The following is a 17878-nucleotide window of genomic DNA, read 5'->3' on the forward strand; positions in this document are numbered from 1 at the left end:
CCGTGAACACCCGAGAAGCACCCACCCGCCCCCGTACGGAAACGGCCCCTGACCGGGTACCGCACGTTCCGGACGAATTGCTGCTCGACGTGCGCGGGCTGAGGATCGAGTACGGCCAGGGCGACGCAGCCAGGACCGCGGTCGACGGCGTGGATCTAGCCCTCCGCCGCGGCGAGATCGTCGCGCTCGTCGGCGAATCAGGATCGGGCAAGTCGACCCTCGCGAAGTCGATCATCGGCCTGCTCCCGGCGGCGGCTCGACGGACCGCCGGCTCGATCGTCCTGGGCGACACCAACCTGACCGACGCCCGGGAGAAGGACCTCGAGAAGATCCGGGGCGTCCGGATAGGGCTGGTGCCCCAGGACCCCGGCGCCTCCCTCGATCCGGTCCGGACCATCGGCTCACAACTGGCAGAGGTCTTCCGGCTGCACCGCGATGGCCCGCGCCGCTCCCGCCGATCGGTCCGGGCCGACGTCATCCGGCTGCTCGACCTCGTCGGGATCGACCGTCCCGAGGAACGGCTGAAGCAGTACCCCCACGAATTGTCGGGCGGCCTCAAGCAGCGTGTCCTCATCGCGATCGCCTTCAGCCTGCAGCCCGAACTGCTGATCGCCGACGAGCCGACCTCCGCCCTGGACGTCACCGTCCAGGCAAGGGTTCTGGACGTCTTCGAACGCCTCGCCAGGGAGTTCGGCACGGCCGTGGTCTTCGTGACCCACGATCTCGCGGTCGCCACGGACCACGCCGTGCGGATCGTCGTCATGCGTCGGGGACGTATCGTCGAGGACCGCCCCGTCGCCGACATCCTCGCCGAGCCCGAGGACGAGTACACCGCGAGGCTGCTCGAGGAGGCCTCGCCGCACCCCCGTGCCGAGGCCCGATTGGTCTCCGTGGCAGGACCCGGCGCGACACCCGCTATCGAGGTACGGGGGCTCACCCGGGACTTCGACAGGGCCGGTGAGCACCACCGGGCGGTCGACGGCGTGTCCTTCGGCATCGCCCAGGGCACGACCTTCTCCCTCGTGGGGGAGTCGGGGTCGGGCAAGTCGACGACCGCGCGCATGATCCTCCGGCTCCTGGACCCCACGGCGGGGCAGGTACTCATTCAGGGGGAAGATGTCACCTCGGTCTCCGGCGACCAGAAGAGGGAGCTGTGGCGGAGCCTGCAACTGGTCTACCAGAATCCCGACTCGGCCCTCGACCCCCGGCTGCCGGTCAGGAAGATCGTCGGTGAGCCGCTCCTGAACTACCGGATCGGCACCCGCGTGGAGCGGGACGGACGCGTGGCCGACCTCCTCGAGCAGGTGGGCCTCGCTCCCGGCCTCGCCGGCAAACGCCCCCTCGAACTCTCGGGCGGGCAGCGCCAACGCGTGGCGATAGCGCGGGCGCTCGCGCTGGGCGCACGAACGCTGGTGCTCGACGAGGCGCTCTCAGCCCTCGACGTGCTCACCCAGGCGCAGATCCTCCGCCTCCTCGAGGATCTGCAGCAGGACCTCGGACTGACCTACCTCTTCATCTCGCACGATCTGCACGTCGTGGAACGGATCTCGACGACGGTCGGCGTCATGCGCCGGGGCCAACTCGTCGAGACGGGCCCGACGGCTGACGTCTTCGGCAACCCTGCCAGCGAGTACACCCGCCTGCTCCTCGACTCCAACCCCGGCCACCGACTGCGCGCACTGACCGATTCCCGCAGCACAGCTGCCCTCTCCTCCTCCCGCTAAGGACACCTCCATGACCGCTACGGCAAACACACCGCCCCGCCAGGCGACCGGCAGCACCGACCCCGACGACCCACGAACGGTCCCGGTGACCGGCGAGGCCCGGTATGCGGAACTGGCTGCCCGCTTCCGGCCCGTCTTCGACCGTATCTCCGAGGGGACGCTGGACCGCGAGGCGAACCGTATCCTGCCCTTCGACCAGGTGGAGTGGCTGAGGAAAGCAGGATTCACGACCCTTCGCGTGCCGGCACGCTTCGGCGGCGACCCGGTGAGCCATGAGCACCTCTTCCGGCTGCTGATCGAACTGGCCGAGGCGGACTCCAACGTCTCCCACCTGCTCCGGTCCCACTTCTCCTTCGTCGAGACCGTCGCCCTGCAGCCCGCCGAATTCCAGGAGCGATGGTTCCCACGCATCGCCGCGGGGCAGATCTTCGGCAACGCGGCCACGGAGCGTGGTGGAAACGCGCTGGGTACAACCCGGACGCGGCTCCGCCAGGAGGACGGGCAGTGGTTCCTGACCGGTGAGAAGTACTACACCACCGGCAGCATCTTCGCTGACTGGGTGGTCGTGATGGCGAGCACGGAAGGCGTGGACGGTCGCCAGTACGCCCTCGTGAAAGCCGACGATCCGCGGGTCACCATCGTCGACGACTGGGACGGATTCGGCCAGTCGCTGACCGGCACGGGGACCGCGCTCTTCGACAGGGTGCCCGTGCACGCCGGGGACATCCTCCAGAGGAAGGTGACGAGCACGCTCGAACCTGCGTTCTTCCAGCTCTTCCTGCTGGCTGTCCTGGCGGGGATCGGGCGCGCCGCGCTCCGTGACACCCGCAACCTCGTCGGCGCTCGGACCCGGACCTTCAACACGGGCTCCGGCGGGTTGTTCCGCGACGACCCCCAGATCCAGGAACACGTGGGACTCCTCGCCTCGAAGGTCTACGCGGCAGAAGCGATCGTGACCGCTGCTGCACGGGATCTCGATGCCGCCGTCGATCCCCTCCTGGCCCTGTCTTCCGAGGATTCGTTCCTCCGCGCCGAACTCGCCGTCCAGCAGGCCCACGTCGCCGTGCCCCCGCTGGTGCTCGCGGCCACCGGGGAGCTCTTCGACGTGACCGGAGCCTCGGCCGTCAGCAGGGGTAAGGCGCTGGACCGCCACTGGCGCAACGCCAGGACCGTCGCGACGCACAATCCCGCCCTCTTCAAGGCTCGCTCCGTCGGTGACTACTTCATCAACGGGACGATCCCGATCGGCCTCAACAGCATCGGTGAAGCCACAGTCCCGCAGTCGTCCACAACCGGAGGTACCCCCTGATGTCAGTCTTCTCCGAGCGGCCCCGGCTGCTCCTCAGCGCATTCGCGATGAACACCACCAGCCACATCCTCGGCGGGCAGTGGCGTCATCCCGAGGCACAGCAGCACCGCTCCAACGAGCTCGGCCTGTGGACGGACCTCGCCCGGCGCCTCGAGGACGCGAAGTTCGATGCCCTGTTCCTCGCCGACGTCGTCGGCCTGTACGGGAACCACGGCGGTGGCTGGGACTCCCACGTGGAGCGGGGCATGCAGTTCCCGGCTGCTGATCCGCTGATCCTCCAGTCCGCGCTGGCGGCCTCGACCGAGCACCTCGGGTTGGCGCTGACCAGTTCCGTCGTCCAGTCCCATCCGTTCCAGTTCGCGCGACAGCTGTCCACCCTGGATCACCTGAGCAACGGGCGCGTGGCATGGAACATCGTCACGAGCGTCCTGGAGAACTCGTTCCGCAACTTCGGCAACGACGGGCTCCTCGAGCACGACAGCCGCTACGACTGGGCCGACGAGTACCTCGAGGTCTGCTACAAGCTGTGGGAGGGCTCGTGGGACGACGGCGCACTCCTCCAGGACAAGCGCACGGGTCGCCACGCGGACCCGACGAAGGTCCACAAGATCAACCACAGCGGTGCCCGGTACGCCGTCGAGGGCCCGCACCTCGTGGCCCCGTCGCCGCAGCGCACCCCGCTCCTCTTCCAGGCCGGCTCCTCGGGCCGCGGGCAGCACTTCGCAGCAGCGAACGCCGAAGCGGCCTTCCTCTTCGCTCCGAACGTCGGCTACGCGGAGAAGGTGACCTCCGCTGTGCGCGCCACCGCGCGCCAGCTGGGACGCCGCGACCAGGACATCAAGTTCTTCGCGGGACTGTCCTTCGTCGTCGGGTCCACCGAGGCCGAAGTGAAGGCGAAGCAGGCCGACTTCGACGAATACCTGGACCTCGACATGATCGTGGCGCACATCGGCGGCGGCATCGGCGTCGACCTCGGCGGCCTGCCGCTCGACACCACGCTCGGCGATCTACGCACGGACGGCGCCCGGGGAGTCCTGGAGTCGGTCTTCGCCTCGGTCCCGGGCGGCAACCCCACCATCGCCGACCTGGCGAGGTACCGCGCCTACAACCAGCAGATCGCGGGAACCCCGGAACAGATCGTCGACCAGCTCGAGACGTGGCAGGATGCCGGGATCGACGGGATCAACATCATCAACCAGATCCTGCCCGGCTCCTACGACGACTTCATCGACGGCGTCCTGCCCGAACTGCGCAGGCGCGGGCTGGCCCAGACCGAATACCGACCCGGTACCCTGCGGGAGAAGCTGTTCGGAGAGGGGCCCCAACTGCCCCCGCGCCACCCCGCGGCCGGCTACCGCGGTGCCTTCTCGGAGGTAGCGGTCCCCTGATCGCCGTCCTGTGGCGGACCGGTTCGAACTCGTTTCGCGCCGGTTCGCCACGCCGGCCTGCGCTCTCCTAGGCTGGACGGATGCTGCCACTGCCCTGCGCCGAACTGCACCTGCACATCGAAGGGACGCTGGAGCCGCACCTCATCTTCGAGCTCGCCGGGCGCAACGGGATCTCGCTGCCCTACGCGGACGCGGCCGACCTCGCGGCCCGGTACGCGTTCTCCGACCTGCAGTCGTTCCTCGACCTGTACTACGCGGGGATGACCGTACTACGGACCGAGCAGGACTTCGAGGACATGACGCGGGCGTACCTGCGGCGCGCCTCGGCGGCGGGGGTCCGTCACGCCGAGATCATGATGGATCCGCAGGCGCACCTCGCCCGCGGCGTCGCGCTCGAGACCTGCGTCAACGGCGTGGCCGCGGCGCTCGCGACCAGTGAGGCGGAGTTCGGCATCAGCACGGCGCTCATCGCCGCGTTCCTTCGCGACCGCCCCGCCGCGGAGGCCCTCGGGGTGCTGCGGGAACTGATCGCCATAGACGCTCCGATCATCGGGATCGGGCTCGATTCGGCGGAGGTCGGCTACCCGCCGTCGCTCTTCACCGAGGTGTACGATCTCGCCCGGAACGCTGGACTGAAGTGCGTCGCTCACGCCGGGGAGGAGGGGCCGCCCGCCTACATCCGGGAAGCGCTCGACATCCTGCGCGTCGACCGGATCGACCACGGTATCCGGTGCCTGGAGGACGACGCGCTCGTCGAGCGGCTGGTCGCAGACCGCGTCCCGCTGACGGTGTGCCCGCTCTCGAACGTGCGGCTCCGCGCCGTCGACACCCTTGCCGATCATCCCCTGCCGCAGATGCTAGCCCGCGGTCTGAACGTGTCCGTCAACTCGGATGATCCCGCCTACTTCGGGGGCTACCTAGACGACAACGTCCAGGCCCTCGAAGCGGTGTTCGGTCTCGGTCCCGATGCCCTCGCGATGCTTGCCGCGAACTCCTTCCGTTCCGCCTTCCTGCAGGATGATCGACGGACGGCACTCCTGGCCGAGGTCGACTCCTGGCTGGTTGCCGTCCGGCAGTCCGGCGTCAGCTGACCCTTCCTGGTCGGGCCGTCCCCCTGCCCCTGCGGTGTGGTTTCCTTCACATCCCCGGTACATCGTGGCTGGGATCATGCGGGCCGGTGATACTTTGCGGCCATGAGGATTGCAGCCGCCCGGCCGGACATCGAGGAAACCGTCGAGACCGAGGAAGCCGTTCCGATCGTGAAGCACTCGGCGCTGGAGGACATCCTCGGCATCATCACGGGCACCTTCACGGTCTCCCTCGGACTGTTCCTGCTGAAGGCCAGCGGTGCCGTCACCGGAGGAACGGCCGGCCTCGCCCTGCTCCTGAGCTACGTGGGCGATCTCCCCTTCAGCGTCCTGTTCTTCGCCGTCAACGTGCCGTTCTTCGCGCTGGCCGTCTGGAAGAAGGGCTGGGATTTCACGCTGCGGACGATGGCCGCCGTCGCCCTCGTCTCGGGCTTGTCCTACCTCCACCCGCTGGCCCTGGGCAAACTGACGCTCGATCCGCTCTACGCGGCCCTCGGCGGGAACCTGCTGGCCGGCGTCGGGCTGCTGATCCTCTTCCGGCACAAGGCGAGCCTCGGCGGGTTCAACATCCTCGCGCTCATCCTGCAGGAACGCCTCAACTGGCGCGCAGGCTACGTGCAGATGGCTCTCGATACGGCGATCGTCCTCGCCGCCTTCGCCGTCGTCGAGCCGGCCGCAGTCCTGTTGTCCGCAGCAGGGGCTGTCCTGCTGAACCTGGTGCTGGCCCTCAACCATCGGCCTGGGCGCTACCTCGGCGCCTAGCTGCCCTTCCGAAGCGACCCCGGCGAATCTAGACTCGTCCAAGGATCGGGGGACTCATGGAGGGTACCGGAGCACGCTTCGCCGTTGTGCCTGAGCAGCACGGTCTTGTCCTTGTGCAATGGGCGCCGGCCATCGTCCTGAGGGATTCGGACGGTGCCTCGCTGACGGCCGAGGTCCAACTCCACCGTCCCGGACACCGCGTCCACCTGCTGATGTTCCTCAACGGCATGACGTCCCTCAGCCAGGACGCCCTGGCGTACTTCGCGAAGCGCGCACCGTTGTCCGCTGTCGCCCTGGTGGGCCCATCGATCCTTGACCAGCCGTTAATCGAGCTGTACGTCGAGGTCTACCACCCGCCGTACCCGGTGGAGTACTTCGAGCGGGAGGGCCCGGCGCGGGACTGGCTTCTTCGCCAGCCGACCCTCGGTGCTCCGGGTCCGGGCGCCCGGTGACCGCGAGCCCCATTCCGCGCCTGCTGCGGAGTGACCGCAGCAGGCGCGGGAAGTTACACCAGGACGGTCTCGCGCTCCTTGTCCTCGCGCAACAGCTTCGCGCCTTCGACGTCGACATCGGGCAGGATGCGCTCGAGCCAGGCCGGCAGCCACCACGCGCGCTCCCCCAGCAGGTACATCGCGGCCGGCACCAGCGTCATACGGACCACGAAGGCATCCAGCAGGACACCGAAGGCGAGCCCGAACCCGATCGGACGCACCATCGCGAGGTGCGAGAACACGAACCCGGCGAACACGGACACCATGATGATCGCCGCCGCGGTGACCACCCGGGCGCCATGGCTGAAGCCGATGCGGACGGCAGCCTTCGGATCGTCGCCGTGGACGTACGCCTCGCGCATGCCCGAGACGAGGAACATCTGGTAATCCATGGCGAGCCCGAAGAGCACCCCGATCAGGATGATCGGCAGGAAGCTCAGGATGGGCCCGGGATTGGTGACACCGAAGAAGCCTCCCATCCAGCCCCACTGGTAGATGGCGACCGTCGCGCCGAAGCTCGCGAGCAGTGACAGCAGGAACCCGGCGGTCGCGATGACGGGAACCAGGATCGAGCGGAAGACCAGCAGCAGCAGGATCAGCGACAGCCCGACGACGATCCCGAGGTAGACCGGCAGGGCCTCCATCAGCTTCGCGGACACGTCGATGTTCGCAGCGGTCTGTCCGGTCACGGAGATCGCGACGCCGGTCTGGTCCTCGAACCCGGTCGTCGCTTCGCGGAGGTCGCGGACGAGCTTCTCGGTGGTCACGCTGGCCGGGCCCTCCTCCGGGATCACCTGGAAGATCGCGGTTCGTCCGTCCTCGCTGACTGCGGCGGGGACGGATGCTGCGACGTCGGGCACCTCGCGCAGGAGGTCGTTGACGTCCAGCCTGAGCGCCGTGAGCTCGGCCTCGTCGGCCGTCTCAGGCATCGACCCGACCACGATCAGTGGCCCGTTCGTGCCGGCCCCGAACTTCTCGCCGATGGTGCTGTACGCCTGGAACGCCGTCGAGTCGGCAGGCTCGGTACCACCGTCCGGCAGCCCGACGCGCAACTGTGCAGCAGGGATGGCGATGACACCGAGGACGACGATGCCGGCGAGGACCGTCAGGATCGGTTTCCGGGTGGCGATGCCGCCCCAGCCCGCGCCTCTCGCGGCCTGTTCGTCCGACGCTGAGGAGCCGGAGCCCGCGACGTCGACCGCCGTGCCGTCGTGGTCCTGCGCCTTCGCCCAGCGGCGCTTCGAGATGATGCGCCGCCCGAACACCGCGAGCAGGGCGGGAGTGAGGGTCAGGGCGACGATGACCGAGACGGCGACCGTACCTGCCGCGGAGAGACCCATGACCGTCAGGAACGGCAGCCCCGGGACTGCGAGTGCCGCAAGGGCCACGATCACCGTGATTCCGGCGAACAGCACAGCGTTTCCCGCCGTTCCCGTGGCCTTGGCGATGGACTCCTGCAGGTCCATGCCGTGCAGCAGCTGCGTGCGGTGGCGATTGACGATGAACAGCGAGTAGTCGATCCCTACAGCGAGACCGAGCATCAGGGCGAGGACCGGCGAGATGCTGTTCATCTCGATGATGCCCGAGAGGGCGAAGGTGATCCCGACCCCGACTCCTACGCCCACTACGGCCATGAGCAGCGGCAGACCGGCGGCTATCAGCGTGCCCAGCATCAGGATCAGGACGACGGCGGCGACGGCCAGACCGATGGCCTCCGTGGCACCGACGATGCCGGACACGTCCTCGACGATCTCCTTGCTGTAGTCGACGCCCACTCCGGCTGATCCAGCCTCGGCGGCAGCCTCCTGGACCGCTGCGCGCAGTTCGGGGGACACTCCGTTGATCTGCTGCTCGAACTGCACACTGGCGACGGCGGCCGTGCCGTCCTCGGAGAGGAGCTCCACTCCCGAGGTGGCCTCGAGCTGCCGCTGGGCTAGCTCGAGCTCTGTCCTCCCGGACTCGAGCTGCTCCCGCCCGGACTCGAGTTCGGTCCGGCTGGCATCGAGTTGCGCCTGCCCCTGGGCGAGCTGCTGCTCGGTGGCCGCAGCCTGGTCCGGCGGCAACTGTCCGCGCGCCTGCTCGAACTGCGACCGCTGCTCGTCGAGCTGGGCCTGGCCCTGCGCGAGCTGCTCCTCACCGGCCACGAGCTGCTGCTCGCTGGCCTGGAGCTCGGCACGTCCTGAGTCGAGCTCCTGCGCGCCGGATGCGACCTGGTCTGCGACGTCGAAAGGATCGACGACGCCGCGGACGCCGTCGAGCTCCGCGATGTCCGCGAGCGCCGACTGCACGCCCTCGCGCTGCTCCCCGGAGAACGGTGCGCCGTCGTCCGTGGTGAACACCACCGTTCCCGTGCCGCCGACAGCTTCCGGCAGTTCCTCCCGGAGGCGGTCCGAGATGCGCTGCGATTCAGTACCGGGGATGGTGAAGTTGTTGGTCAGGGTGCCGGAGAAGGCGACGGCTGCGCCTCCGACGGCGAGCATGATCGCGAGCCATGCGGAGATGACCCACCACCGCCTCCGAAACGCGAACGAGCCGAGCCGGTAGAGCAAGAAAGCCATGGGAAAGTCCTAGCGGGAGTGGTAGTGAGGGAATCAGGAGGAGGACCGGGGACGGCCCATCGAACCGACGCCCGGATCGGCGAAGCCGTCCCGCAGCATCGTCAGGACCGCGAGGATGCGGGCCTCCAGGTCGGCGCCGGAGTCGTCGCCGGAGGTGGGGGTGTCGGATGCCCAGTCGCGCATCGCAGCCTTGGTGCAGGAGAGGACGCAGCCGACGAGCGAGTTCAGGTACAGATCCGATGCCCCGGAGCCGAGGCGACTGCGGAGCGCTTCCACGATGCGCACTTCGGCGCGCTCCCAGGAGTGCAGCTGGGCGCGCAGCAGTTCCGGATTCACTGCGGCCATCCGGAAGAGTTCGCCGTGCTGCGACAGCCCCTCCATCCGGGTGGTCTCGATGAAGGCGGAGATGATCGAGTCGAACAACGGCTCGTCCTGCGGGAGCTTGCCGAACACCTCGATCGCCAGGTCGAGAAACCCGTCGACCCGCACCGTCAGCGCGTCTTCCGCGCTGTGGAAGTAGTTGAAGAACGTGCGGCGCGATACGCCGGCGCGTTCGGCGATCTGATCGACCGTGAAGGCGCCCGGGCCGACGGATCGTGCAAGGTCGAAGGCGGCGTCCGCGATGGCACGGCGCGTATCGATCTTGTTCTGCTCGCGGCGACCCATCGGCTCCACGTTGTCGGTTGTACTCAGCACGGTCCAAGCCTAGAGCGAAACTTGCACGCTGTGCAACAAAGGGGTCATGGACGCCTTCGAGCAACACCTGGTCACCGCTCCTCCCCTGGAAGTTGACCGAGGGCCACCGCGGGCAGCGGAGGCAGCACCCCCCCGGGCGCGAACGGGAAGGCTGCCGGTTGTCGCGAGCTGTTCGGCGACGGCGAGGAGCTTGGCGTTGATCTGCGAGGAGACCTGCTCCAGCATGATGAACGCCTGCCCGGAGGTGATGCCGTAGCGCTCCGACCCCTTCCGGGCTATGGCACCACCGCTGTTCACCCGCGGCTGTACTATCGATGCATGGAATCGCACCACCACCACGCTCGGCCCGACGAGGCGAATCGACGGCCTCTGGCCGGCGCACTCGCGATCACGCTCGGTGTCTTCGTCCTCCAGATCGTGGGGTCGCTGTGGACGGGCAGCCTGGCGCTGCTCTTCGACTCGGTGCATGTGCTGACCGACGCCGCCGGCCTCGCCGTGGCACTAGGTGCAGCGACCCTGGCCGGTCGTCCCGCCACCGCCCGGCGTTCCTGGGGATTCCGCCGCGCAGAAGTCATCGCGGCGCTCCTGCAGGCGGCATTCCTCCTCGCCGTCGGGGCGTACGTGCTCGTCGAGGGAGTGCGGCGCCTGATCACGCCCGAGGAGGTGGCTGCGCCCGAACTGATCGTCTTCGGGGCGATCGGTCTCGCGGGCAACCTCGCCGCACTCTGGCTCCTCGCACGGCACCGGACGGCGAGTTTCAACCTCCGCGCAGCCTTCCTCGAAGTGCTCAACGACGCACTGGGATCCGTGGCCGTCATCACCGCTGCCGTGATCATCACGCTGACCGGGTGGATGCGGGCCGACGCCGTCGTCGCCCTGCTCATCGGCGCCCTCATCATCCCGCGGACGCTGATGCTGCTGCGAGAGACCATCGATGTACTCCTGGAGTCCACCCCCATCGGGATCGATCTCGAGGAGGTACGCGCCCACATCGCCCGGCTGCCACAGGTCCGGGATGTCCACGATCTGCACATCAGCCAGATTGCAACCGGACTGCCGGTGCTCACGGCGCACATCGTCGTCGATGACGAGTGCTACCGGGACGGATCGGCCCACGCCGTCCTCGACCAGCTCCAGGAATGCGTCGGCCAGCACTTCGAGGTCGGCATCGATCACTGCACCTTCCAGATCGAGCCGCTGGGGCACGTACCCCACGAGACGGAGCTGACTCACTGATGCTCGAGACCCTGACCTCGACCTCCGTCCTCGAACGCGTGGGCACGGCGCTCTCCGACCCGACGCGCGTCCGCATCCTGGTGGCGCTCCGGGACGCGCCGGCGTACCCGAGCGACCTGGCGCTGCTTCTGGGCGTCAGCCGCCAGAGCCTGTCCAACCACCTCTCATGCCTGCGCGGCTGCGGACTCGTGGTGTCCGTGCCCGAGGGCCGGCGCTCCCGGTACGAACTCGTCGACCCGAAGCTCGGTCACGCGCTCACGGACCTGCTCGGGATCGTCCTCGCCGTCGATCCGGAGCACCACGACCACGCTTGATCCTTGCTCCCCGCACGACGAAGGGCCCGGGAGGCGCTGTGCCTGCCGGGCCCCCTCGTGGTCCGGCTATCCCATCAGCCGGGACCGGATGAGGAACCGCTTCCCTTCGGGCGCCTCGACGGAGAACCCGCTCCCCCGCCCTGGAACGACGTCGATGGTCAGGTGGGTGTGCCGCCAGTATTCGAACTGCTCGCGCGACATCCAGAACTCGATCAGGCGGGGACCGTCGTCGTTCGTTGCCGTTGCCGCGTCCTCGCGACCCTGGGCGCCGGCCGTGATGTCCAGGACGCCGAGCAGCACGTCCGCCTCGGCCGTGATGAACTCACCCGCCGGATAGCACATCGGCGACGACCCGTCGCAGCACCCCCCGGACTGGTGGAACATCAGGGGCCCATGGATGAGCCACAGCGTGTCCAGGAGCTCCACCGCGCCCGTCGTGAGTGCCACGCGGGACGTCGTCTCCCCCGGGATCGTCACCGAGGCCTCGACCGTCATGGCATCTCCTAGAAGAATCCGAGCTTGGATTCCGAGTAGCTGACCAGGAGGTTCTTGGTCTGCTGGTAGTGGTCGAGCATCATGGCGTGGTTCTCGCGGCCGATGCCGGAGGACTTGTACCCACCGAACGCCGCTCCCGCGGGATAGGCGTGGTAGTTGTTCACCCAGACGCGGCCCGCCTGGATCTCGCGTCCGGCGCGGTAGGCGACGTTGCCGTTCCTCGACCAGACACCAGCCCCGAGCCCATAGAGGGTGTCGTTCGCGATCTCCATGGCTTCGGCGTAGTCGTCGAACCGGGTCACCGATACGACCGGACCGAAGATCTCCTCCTGGAAGACCCGCATGTTGTTGGTGCCCTCGAACACCGTGGGCTTCACGTAGTAGCCCTCGGCGAGGTCGCCGTCGAGCATGTTGCGCTCGCCGCCGATCAGGACCTTGGCGCCCTCCTGCGTGCCGATGTCCATGTAGGACAGGATCTTCTCGAGCTGGTCGTTGGACGCCTGCGCGCCGACCTGCGTGTCGGTGTCCAGCGGATTGCCCTGCACCATCTTGTCCACGCGCGCGATCGCATCCGCCATGAACGAGTCGTAGATGGAGCCCTGCACGAGGGCGCGTGACGGGCACGTGCACACCTCGCCCTGGTTGAGCGCGAACAACGCGAAACCCTCGAGCGCCTTGTCGTAGAACGCGTCGTTGCTGTCGGCGACATCCGAGAAGAAGATGTTCGGGCTCTTGCCGCCGAGCTCGAGGGTGACGGGGATCAGGTTCTGGCTCGCGTACTGGCTGATCAGGCGGCCCGTGGTCGTCTCGCCGGTGAACGCGATCTTGCGGATGCGCTTGCTGGACGCGAGCGGCTTGCCTGCCTCCACACCGAAACCGTTGACGACGTTCACGACGCCCGCGGGCAGGATGTCGCTGATCAGCTCCATGAGCACGAGGATCGACGACGGCGTCTGCTCCGCCGGCTTCAGCACGACGGCGTTGCCCGCGGCGATGGCCGGGGCGAGCTTCCAGGTGGCCATGAGGATCGGGAAGTTCCACGGGATGATCTGCCCCACGACGCCGAGGGGCTCGTGGTAGTGGTAGGCCGTCATGTCCTCGTCGAGTTGGGAGAGGTGGCCTTCCTGGGCGCGGATGGCACTGGCGAAGTAGCGGAAGTGGTCGATCGCGAGGGGCATGTCCGCAGCGAGCGTCTCCCGGACGGGCTTGCCGTTGTCCCACGTCTCCGCGACCGCGAGCATCTCGAGGTTCTCCTCCATGCGGTCCGCGATGCGGTTCAGCACTGAGGCCCTCTCGGCAACGGACGTCCTGCCCCAGGCGGGGGCGGCCTTGTGGGCGGCGTCGAGGGCGAGTTCGATGTCCTCGGCCGTGCCCCGGGCAACCTCGCAGAAGGGCTTCCCTGTCACCGGCGAGATGTTCTCGAAATACTGCCCCTTGATCGGCGGAGCCCACTCGCCGCCGATCCAGTTCTCGTATCGCGGCTTGAAACTGATCTTCGATCCATCCTGGCCGGGCTGGGCGTAAACGGTCATCGTCGAACTCCTTGCACTCCTCGGGACCGGGACGTCGTCGTCCCTGGTCCACAGCGTAGGAGGCCGGGGGTTGCACCGACGTTGCACGGCAGCAGCAGCACCGGGCCGGGCCTGCTCAGGTCACGGTCACGGCGACGTGTACCGATGGAGGCCCTGAGGGACGCCGATCAGGATGCCCTACGCTCAGCCCTGCTCGCGAGGGAGAACCGCCGGTTCTCCGGGCGACGGCGCCCCCTCCTGCTGGGATCCCGATTCCGGTGCTGGTGCCGATCCGGGGGCCGCCGGACCGTCAGCCCCTGGATCGGCATCCCCGGGCTCGTCCGGGTCCTCCCAGTCGTCCGGGTCGTCCGGGCCGTTCAGATCCTCCGGGTCGCCGCAGGGTGTGTTCGCTGCGTCGACGTCGTTGGCCGGTGCAGCATTCGCTGGGTCGACGTCATTGCCCGGTGCGAAATCCGCGGCCGGCACCGTGGAAGGGCGCCCAGCGGCGCCGTTCGACGCCGCTCCGGGCCCGGTGTCGGTCGGCAACGCGCTCGGCGCGGGCGGCGGCACCGACACGACCTGCTGCTGCGGAGCTTCGGCGGGCACACCCGGCACTGCGGGCGCATGTTCTCCGTCTTCGGGTGATGGCGGGGCCGGAGTCAGGGCTGCCGGATCGCCGGGCCCAGGCGTCGTCGAAGCGGTCGCGTCAGTATCGGTCTCCGCCTCCGCAGCCGCATCCGCAGCCGTGCCCGAAGCCGTACCCGAAGCCGTGCCCGAAGCCGTGTCCGCAGCCGTGTCCCCAGCTGTCGCGTCGGTGCCGCAGGAGGACTCCGGGCCCGGAGTCATCGGAGCTTCCGGTGAAGGTGACGTAGCGGTCGGCGGGGCCGGCGGCTCACCGGGCGCATGAGGTGGCGCCTGGGTCGGCGGAAGTGGCGCTTCCGGCGAAGGCGGCGGAGCATGCGTCACGTCGGGCGTCGTCGACGGCGTATCGGCCGGCGGGGGCGGCCGAGTAGTACCGGGCACAAGAGGCGGCGGAGCCGGCGCTTCCGGCGGAACTGCACCCGGCGCAGGTGGCTGAGGAGCCTCCGCCACTCCCGGCGTCGTCGACGGCGGTGGCGTGACACCCGGCGTCCCAGCGGGCGCGGGTGGCGACGGAACGGGAGCAGTCGCGATCCCGTCGCCGCTGGGCTTCTCGGGGACGTCCAGCTCGTCGGGCAGGTCCGACACCCGCGGAGGCACGTCGGGCTCCTCGGCCTGCGCCGACGCAGCGGACCGGGTCGAGGACTGCGCCCACGCTGGAACGTCTCCCCCACTCGAGGCACCAGGGGTGTAGTCCCTCAGTTCGCCCGTTCGCTCGCCGTGCTCCGCAGTTATCAGCTTCCACCGCAGGGGGTCGACGTGCTCGCCGTCCAGGATCGTCTCGAAATGCAGGTGGCAGCCGGTCGACGAACCGCTCGTTCCCACCTCGGCGATCGGGTCCCCGCCATCGACGGACTCGCCCACGCCGACGGAGATGCGCTGCAGGTGGTTGTAACTCGTGATCAGACCGTTGCCGTGATCCACCTCGACGCGGTTCCCACCGCCCCACAGATGCCATCCGACGGCACGGACAGTGCCGGCGTCGGCCGCGAAGACCGGCGTACCGCACGGTGCGGCATAGTCCTGGCCCGTGTGGAACTCACCGGCCTCGCCGGTGATGGGGCTGGTCCGTAGCCCGAAGGACGACGTGGGAGTGAGGGCGTCGAAGGGTGCGAACAAGGTACCCGCCGGAGGCCGCCGGGTCGTGCTGGCCGCAGCAGCAGAGATCGCGGCGCCATCCTTGCCTGTTTCCCGGGCGGACGCGCGGCGCCCAGGAGCCGTCGCGTCAAGCGCGTCGAGGGCACCCGATGGCACCAGGAGCGACGGGCCCACGGTGCCGGTGGGCACGAGCGCGTCTCCCCGCGCAGACAACGAACCGGCGCCATCGGCGTGACCGGAGGAGACGGACTCAGGATTCCAACACTGCGGTGCGACTCCGTGGAAACCGATCAGGCACACCACCATCGCGAGGCTCGCGTTCATCCTCAGGCGCGAAGGCCCGAGGATGCGCCCCTGCACCTTCGGCCCGCCTAGGTGGAGTCCAGCCTGCGCCACGAGAAGTCCCCTTGAAGAGTGCTGCATCCGGTGGGTCGGATCGTCGGGCAGCAGTGCCCTCAGGACGTTCGACCGTCGTGAACAACGGTAGACCGATCACTATGCCACCGCGACGGTTTATTGCATTTTGCTAACGGGCGTGAGGAGCACGCGAACCCGGCGATGACGGCGTCGAGAGTTCCCCCTCGAGCCATTCGGCATGAGCGACGACGGCAGCACGGCGTGGCGAGCGCGGGGGCAGGACCCGGAGAGCGAGCTGCCACGCCTCGGTGTCGTACTCGGCTTCGGCGAGCGCAAGGTACTGCAGCACGGTGTCGGCGGCGCCGTCGTTCAGGACGGCGTCCCGAAGGAGAGCTGAAACCTCCACCCGAAGCCGTGCGATAGCCGGCGCCTGCGACCGGGGGAGGACGGGCCCCCGATAGATACCCAGCGCCATGCGGTGCGCTCCTCGGTGGAGGTAGTTGAGGACCTGGACGGCATCCACGACGAGCTCCGCCGGGAGCCGGTACGGGCGCGACTGGGGCACGATCGTGTCACCGTGCCCCACCAGCACCCTGCGAAGCCTGAGCATCTCGGCCCTGATGGTCGTCACCGATGCGTCGCCCGAGTACGCCATGCCCGCGAGCTGGTCCGCCGTCAGGCCCTCCGGATGCAGCGCCAGCAGTGTGAGCAGTTCCGCATGGCGCAGGCTCAGCTCCAGGGACGAGCCCCCGGCGTGAACGATGCCGTGGTCGGTGCCGAGGATCTGGAGACTGTTCCGGTACAGGCTGGCCCGCGTGCGGGGGGATCGCGTGCGCCCCGCTGCAGGCAGGCGGCTCCGGAGCCGGTGGATACTCAGTTGCGCTTCCGCTGCGGCCACCGCTGCTTGGACGAGGGACAGTGTGTGGGTCGCGACCGCGTCCGCGGTACCGGTGATGTCAATGACGCCCAGGACGGTTCCCGAGTCGGGGTCGTGAAGCGGCACCGCGGTGCAGCTCCACGGATGGACCTGTGGACTGAAGTGTTCGGCTCCCGCGATCTGCACGCTGCGCTGCAGCGCCAGCGCGGTGCCCGGTGCGCTCGTTCCGACGGAAGCTTCGGACCAGTCGGCCCCTGCCACGAACAGCATGCCTTCCGCCCGCCCGCGCAGGTCACGGTCGCCATCGACCCACAGAAGCCGGCCGTTCTCATCGCCGACCGCGACCAGCATCCCGGACTCGAGGCTCGGCTGCACGAGCAGCCGATCGATGACAGGCATGACAGCCGCGAGCGGATGCGCCTGGCGGTAGGACTCCAACTCTTCCTCGGAGCAGAACAACCGCGCCCGCGCCGACGACGGATCGGGCAAGAACGCGAGCGAGCGGAGCCAGGAATCATGGACGACGCCGCGCAACTTCCCGTCGACACTGGCACCCTGACCCAGGGCCTCATGAGCGGCAACGGCCTTCCGCTGCACCACGTCGGAGGACAGCTCGGCTAGGGGAATCGAACGGGACGGCAACATCGGCACTCCGCTTCGTGACCTGCCCCACCAGAAGCGTGGGACAGGTCACAGTGTAGCGGGACTACTCACCTCGGGAAATTGCCACCATGTCCTCACGGGGAACCAGTTTGACGCGCTCACGGACCAGTTCCGCGTTGCCCGAGGTGTTGACGAAGTTCGATCCGAGCTTCATCTCATGGGCGTCCAGCTTCAGCCACCCTTCCCAGGTCGTGTAGCGGACGCCGCGCTCTTCGAGGAGGTTGATGATGGCGTCCTCGGAAGGGTCCTCCGCCGGCGGCAGGTTCAGTCGGTCCTCGAGCAGGAACCCGATGGTCTCGAGCGCATCGCCCTTGGTGTGCCCGATGAGGCCCACCGGCCCGCGCTTGATCCACCCCGTGGCGTAGATACCCGGTACCGGGCTCCCGTCCTCGTCGATGACGCGGCCTCCCTCGTTCGGGATGACACCGCGCTTGTCGTCGAAACCCACCTCGGGCAGTTCGGACCCGAAGTAGCCGATGGCCCGGTACACGGCCTGGACGGGGTAGTCGATGAACTCGCCGGTTCCCCGGACATTGCCGTCACCCGTCAGCTCGGTGCGCTCGAACTTCATGCCGGCGACCTTGCCGGGTGTCTCCGGTGAGTCGTAGATCTCCACGGGCGAGTGCAGGAAGTGCAGGTGCAGCCGGCGTGAGGCTCCCGTCGGCTCGTCCT

Annotated in this window: 14 protein-coding genes and 1 pseudogene; 8 read left to right on the forward strand and 7 right to left on the reverse strand. The window is 68.6% G+C overall.

What is annotated here, in order from left to right:
* Positions 1-2: 2 nt before the first annotated feature.
* The 6 genes from CXQ96_RS15675 (at position 3) to CXQ96_RS15700 (ending at position 6723) form a co-directional block, all read left to right on the forward strand.
* The gene (locus CXQ96_RS15675) at positions 3-1724 is read left to right on the forward strand and encodes an ABC transporter ATP-binding protein (protein WP_104118937.1); all 1722 of its coding nucleotides are present in this window, start codon (positions 3-5) and stop codon (positions 1722-1724) included.
* Positions 1725-1734: 10 nt separating this feature from the next.
* Positions 1735-3033: an acyl-CoA dehydrogenase family protein gene (locus tag CXQ96_RS15680; protein WP_104118938.1), complete on the forward strand. Its 1299-nt coding sequence runs from the start codon at positions 1735-1737 to the stop codon at positions 3031-3033.
* Entirely contained in the window at positions 3033-4421 is a 1389-nt protein-coding gene (locus tag CXQ96_RS15685; RefSeq protein WP_104118939.1) for an NtaA/DmoA family FMN-dependent monooxygenase, read from the forward strand. The genes CXQ96_RS15680 and CXQ96_RS15685 overlap by 1 nt, the downstream gene beginning before the upstream one ends.
* A gap of 80 nt (positions 4422-4501) precedes the next feature.
* Entirely contained in the window at positions 4502-5512 is a 1011-nt protein-coding gene (locus CXQ96_RS15690; RefSeq protein ID WP_104118940.1) for an adenosine deaminase, read from the forward strand.
* 102 nt (positions 5513-5614) lie between these two features.
* Positions 5615-6271, forward strand: coding sequence for a YitT family protein (locus tag CXQ96_RS15695; protein ID WP_104118941.1), 657 nt, complete (start codon positions 5615-5617; stop codon positions 6269-6271).
* A gap of 56 nt (positions 6272-6327) precedes the next feature.
* A complete protein-coding gene (locus CXQ96_RS15700) occupies positions 6328-6723 on the forward strand; it encodes a hypothetical protein (protein ID WP_104118942.1) in 396 nt (131 codons plus the stop codon).
* Positions 6724-6776: 53 nt separating this feature from the next.
* On the opposite strand, the gene CXQ96_RS15705 is transcribed toward CXQ96_RS15700, so the two are convergent.
* Both CXQ96_RS15705 and CXQ96_RS15710 read right to left on the reverse strand, forming a co-directional pair.
* Entirely contained in the window at positions 6777-9320 is a 2544-nt protein-coding gene (locus CXQ96_RS15705; protein WP_104118943.1) for an MMPL family transporter, read from the reverse strand.
* Positions 9321-9353: 33 nt separating this feature from the next.
* Entirely contained in the window at positions 9354-10016 is a 663-nt protein-coding gene (locus tag CXQ96_RS15710) for a TetR/AcrR family transcriptional regulator (protein WP_146070909.1), read from the reverse strand.
* A gap of 318 nt (positions 10017-10334) precedes the next feature.
* Between CXQ96_RS15710 and CXQ96_RS15720 the strand changes: the two genes are divergently transcribed.
* Together CXQ96_RS15720 and CXQ96_RS15725 are read left to right on the forward strand one after the other, a co-directional pair.
* A complete protein-coding gene (locus tag CXQ96_RS15720) occupies positions 10335-11252 on the forward strand; it encodes a cation diffusion facilitator family transporter (RefSeq protein WP_104118946.1) in 918 nt (305 codons plus the stop codon).
* A complete protein-coding gene (locus CXQ96_RS15725) occupies positions 11252-11566 on the forward strand; it encodes a helix-turn-helix transcriptional regulator (RefSeq protein WP_104118947.1) in 315 nt (104 codons plus the stop codon). Before CXQ96_RS15720 ends, CXQ96_RS15725 begins: the two co-directional genes overlap by 1 nt.
* A gap of 66 nt (positions 11567-11632) precedes the next feature.
* Here CXQ96_RS15725 and CXQ96_RS15730 read toward each other — a convergent pair whose 3' ends face one another.
* The 5 genes and pseudogenes from CXQ96_RS15730 to CXQ96_RS15750 all read right to left on the reverse strand — a co-directional run.
* On the reverse strand, positions 11633-12061 hold the full coding sequence (locus CXQ96_RS15730) for a DUF779 domain-containing protein (RefSeq protein ID WP_104118948.1): 429 nt from the start codon (positions 12059-12061) through the stop codon (positions 11633-11635).
* Positions 12062-12069: 8 nt separating this feature from the next.
* Positions 12070-13593: an aldehyde dehydrogenase family protein gene (locus CXQ96_RS15735; RefSeq protein WP_104118949.1), complete on the reverse strand. Its 1524-nt coding sequence runs from the start codon at positions 13591-13593 to the stop codon at positions 12070-12072.
* Positions 13594-13776: 183 nt separating this feature from the next.
* Positions 13777-15705, reverse strand: coding sequence for a M23 family metallopeptidase (locus CXQ96_RS18505; RefSeq protein ID WP_258059157.1), 1929 nt, complete (start codon positions 15703-15705; stop codon positions 13777-13779).
* Between the two features lie 130 nt (positions 15706-15835).
* The gene (locus tag CXQ96_RS15745) at positions 15836-17188 is read right to left on the reverse strand and encodes a GAF domain-containing protein (RefSeq protein WP_104118950.1); all 1353 of its coding nucleotides are present in this window, start codon (positions 17186-17188) and stop codon (positions 15836-15838) included.
* A 61-nt stretch (positions 17189-17249) separates the two neighbouring features.
* A pseudogene (locus CXQ96_RS15750) lies at positions 17250-17878 on the reverse strand (pyridine nucleotide-disulfide oxidoreductase); the annotation flags it as partial.

It is taken from the genome of Arthrobacter sp. B1805 (assembly GCF_002929745.1).
Taxonomy (GTDB): domain Bacteria; phylum Actinomycetota; class Actinomycetes; order Actinomycetales; family Micrococcaceae; genus Arthrobacter_D.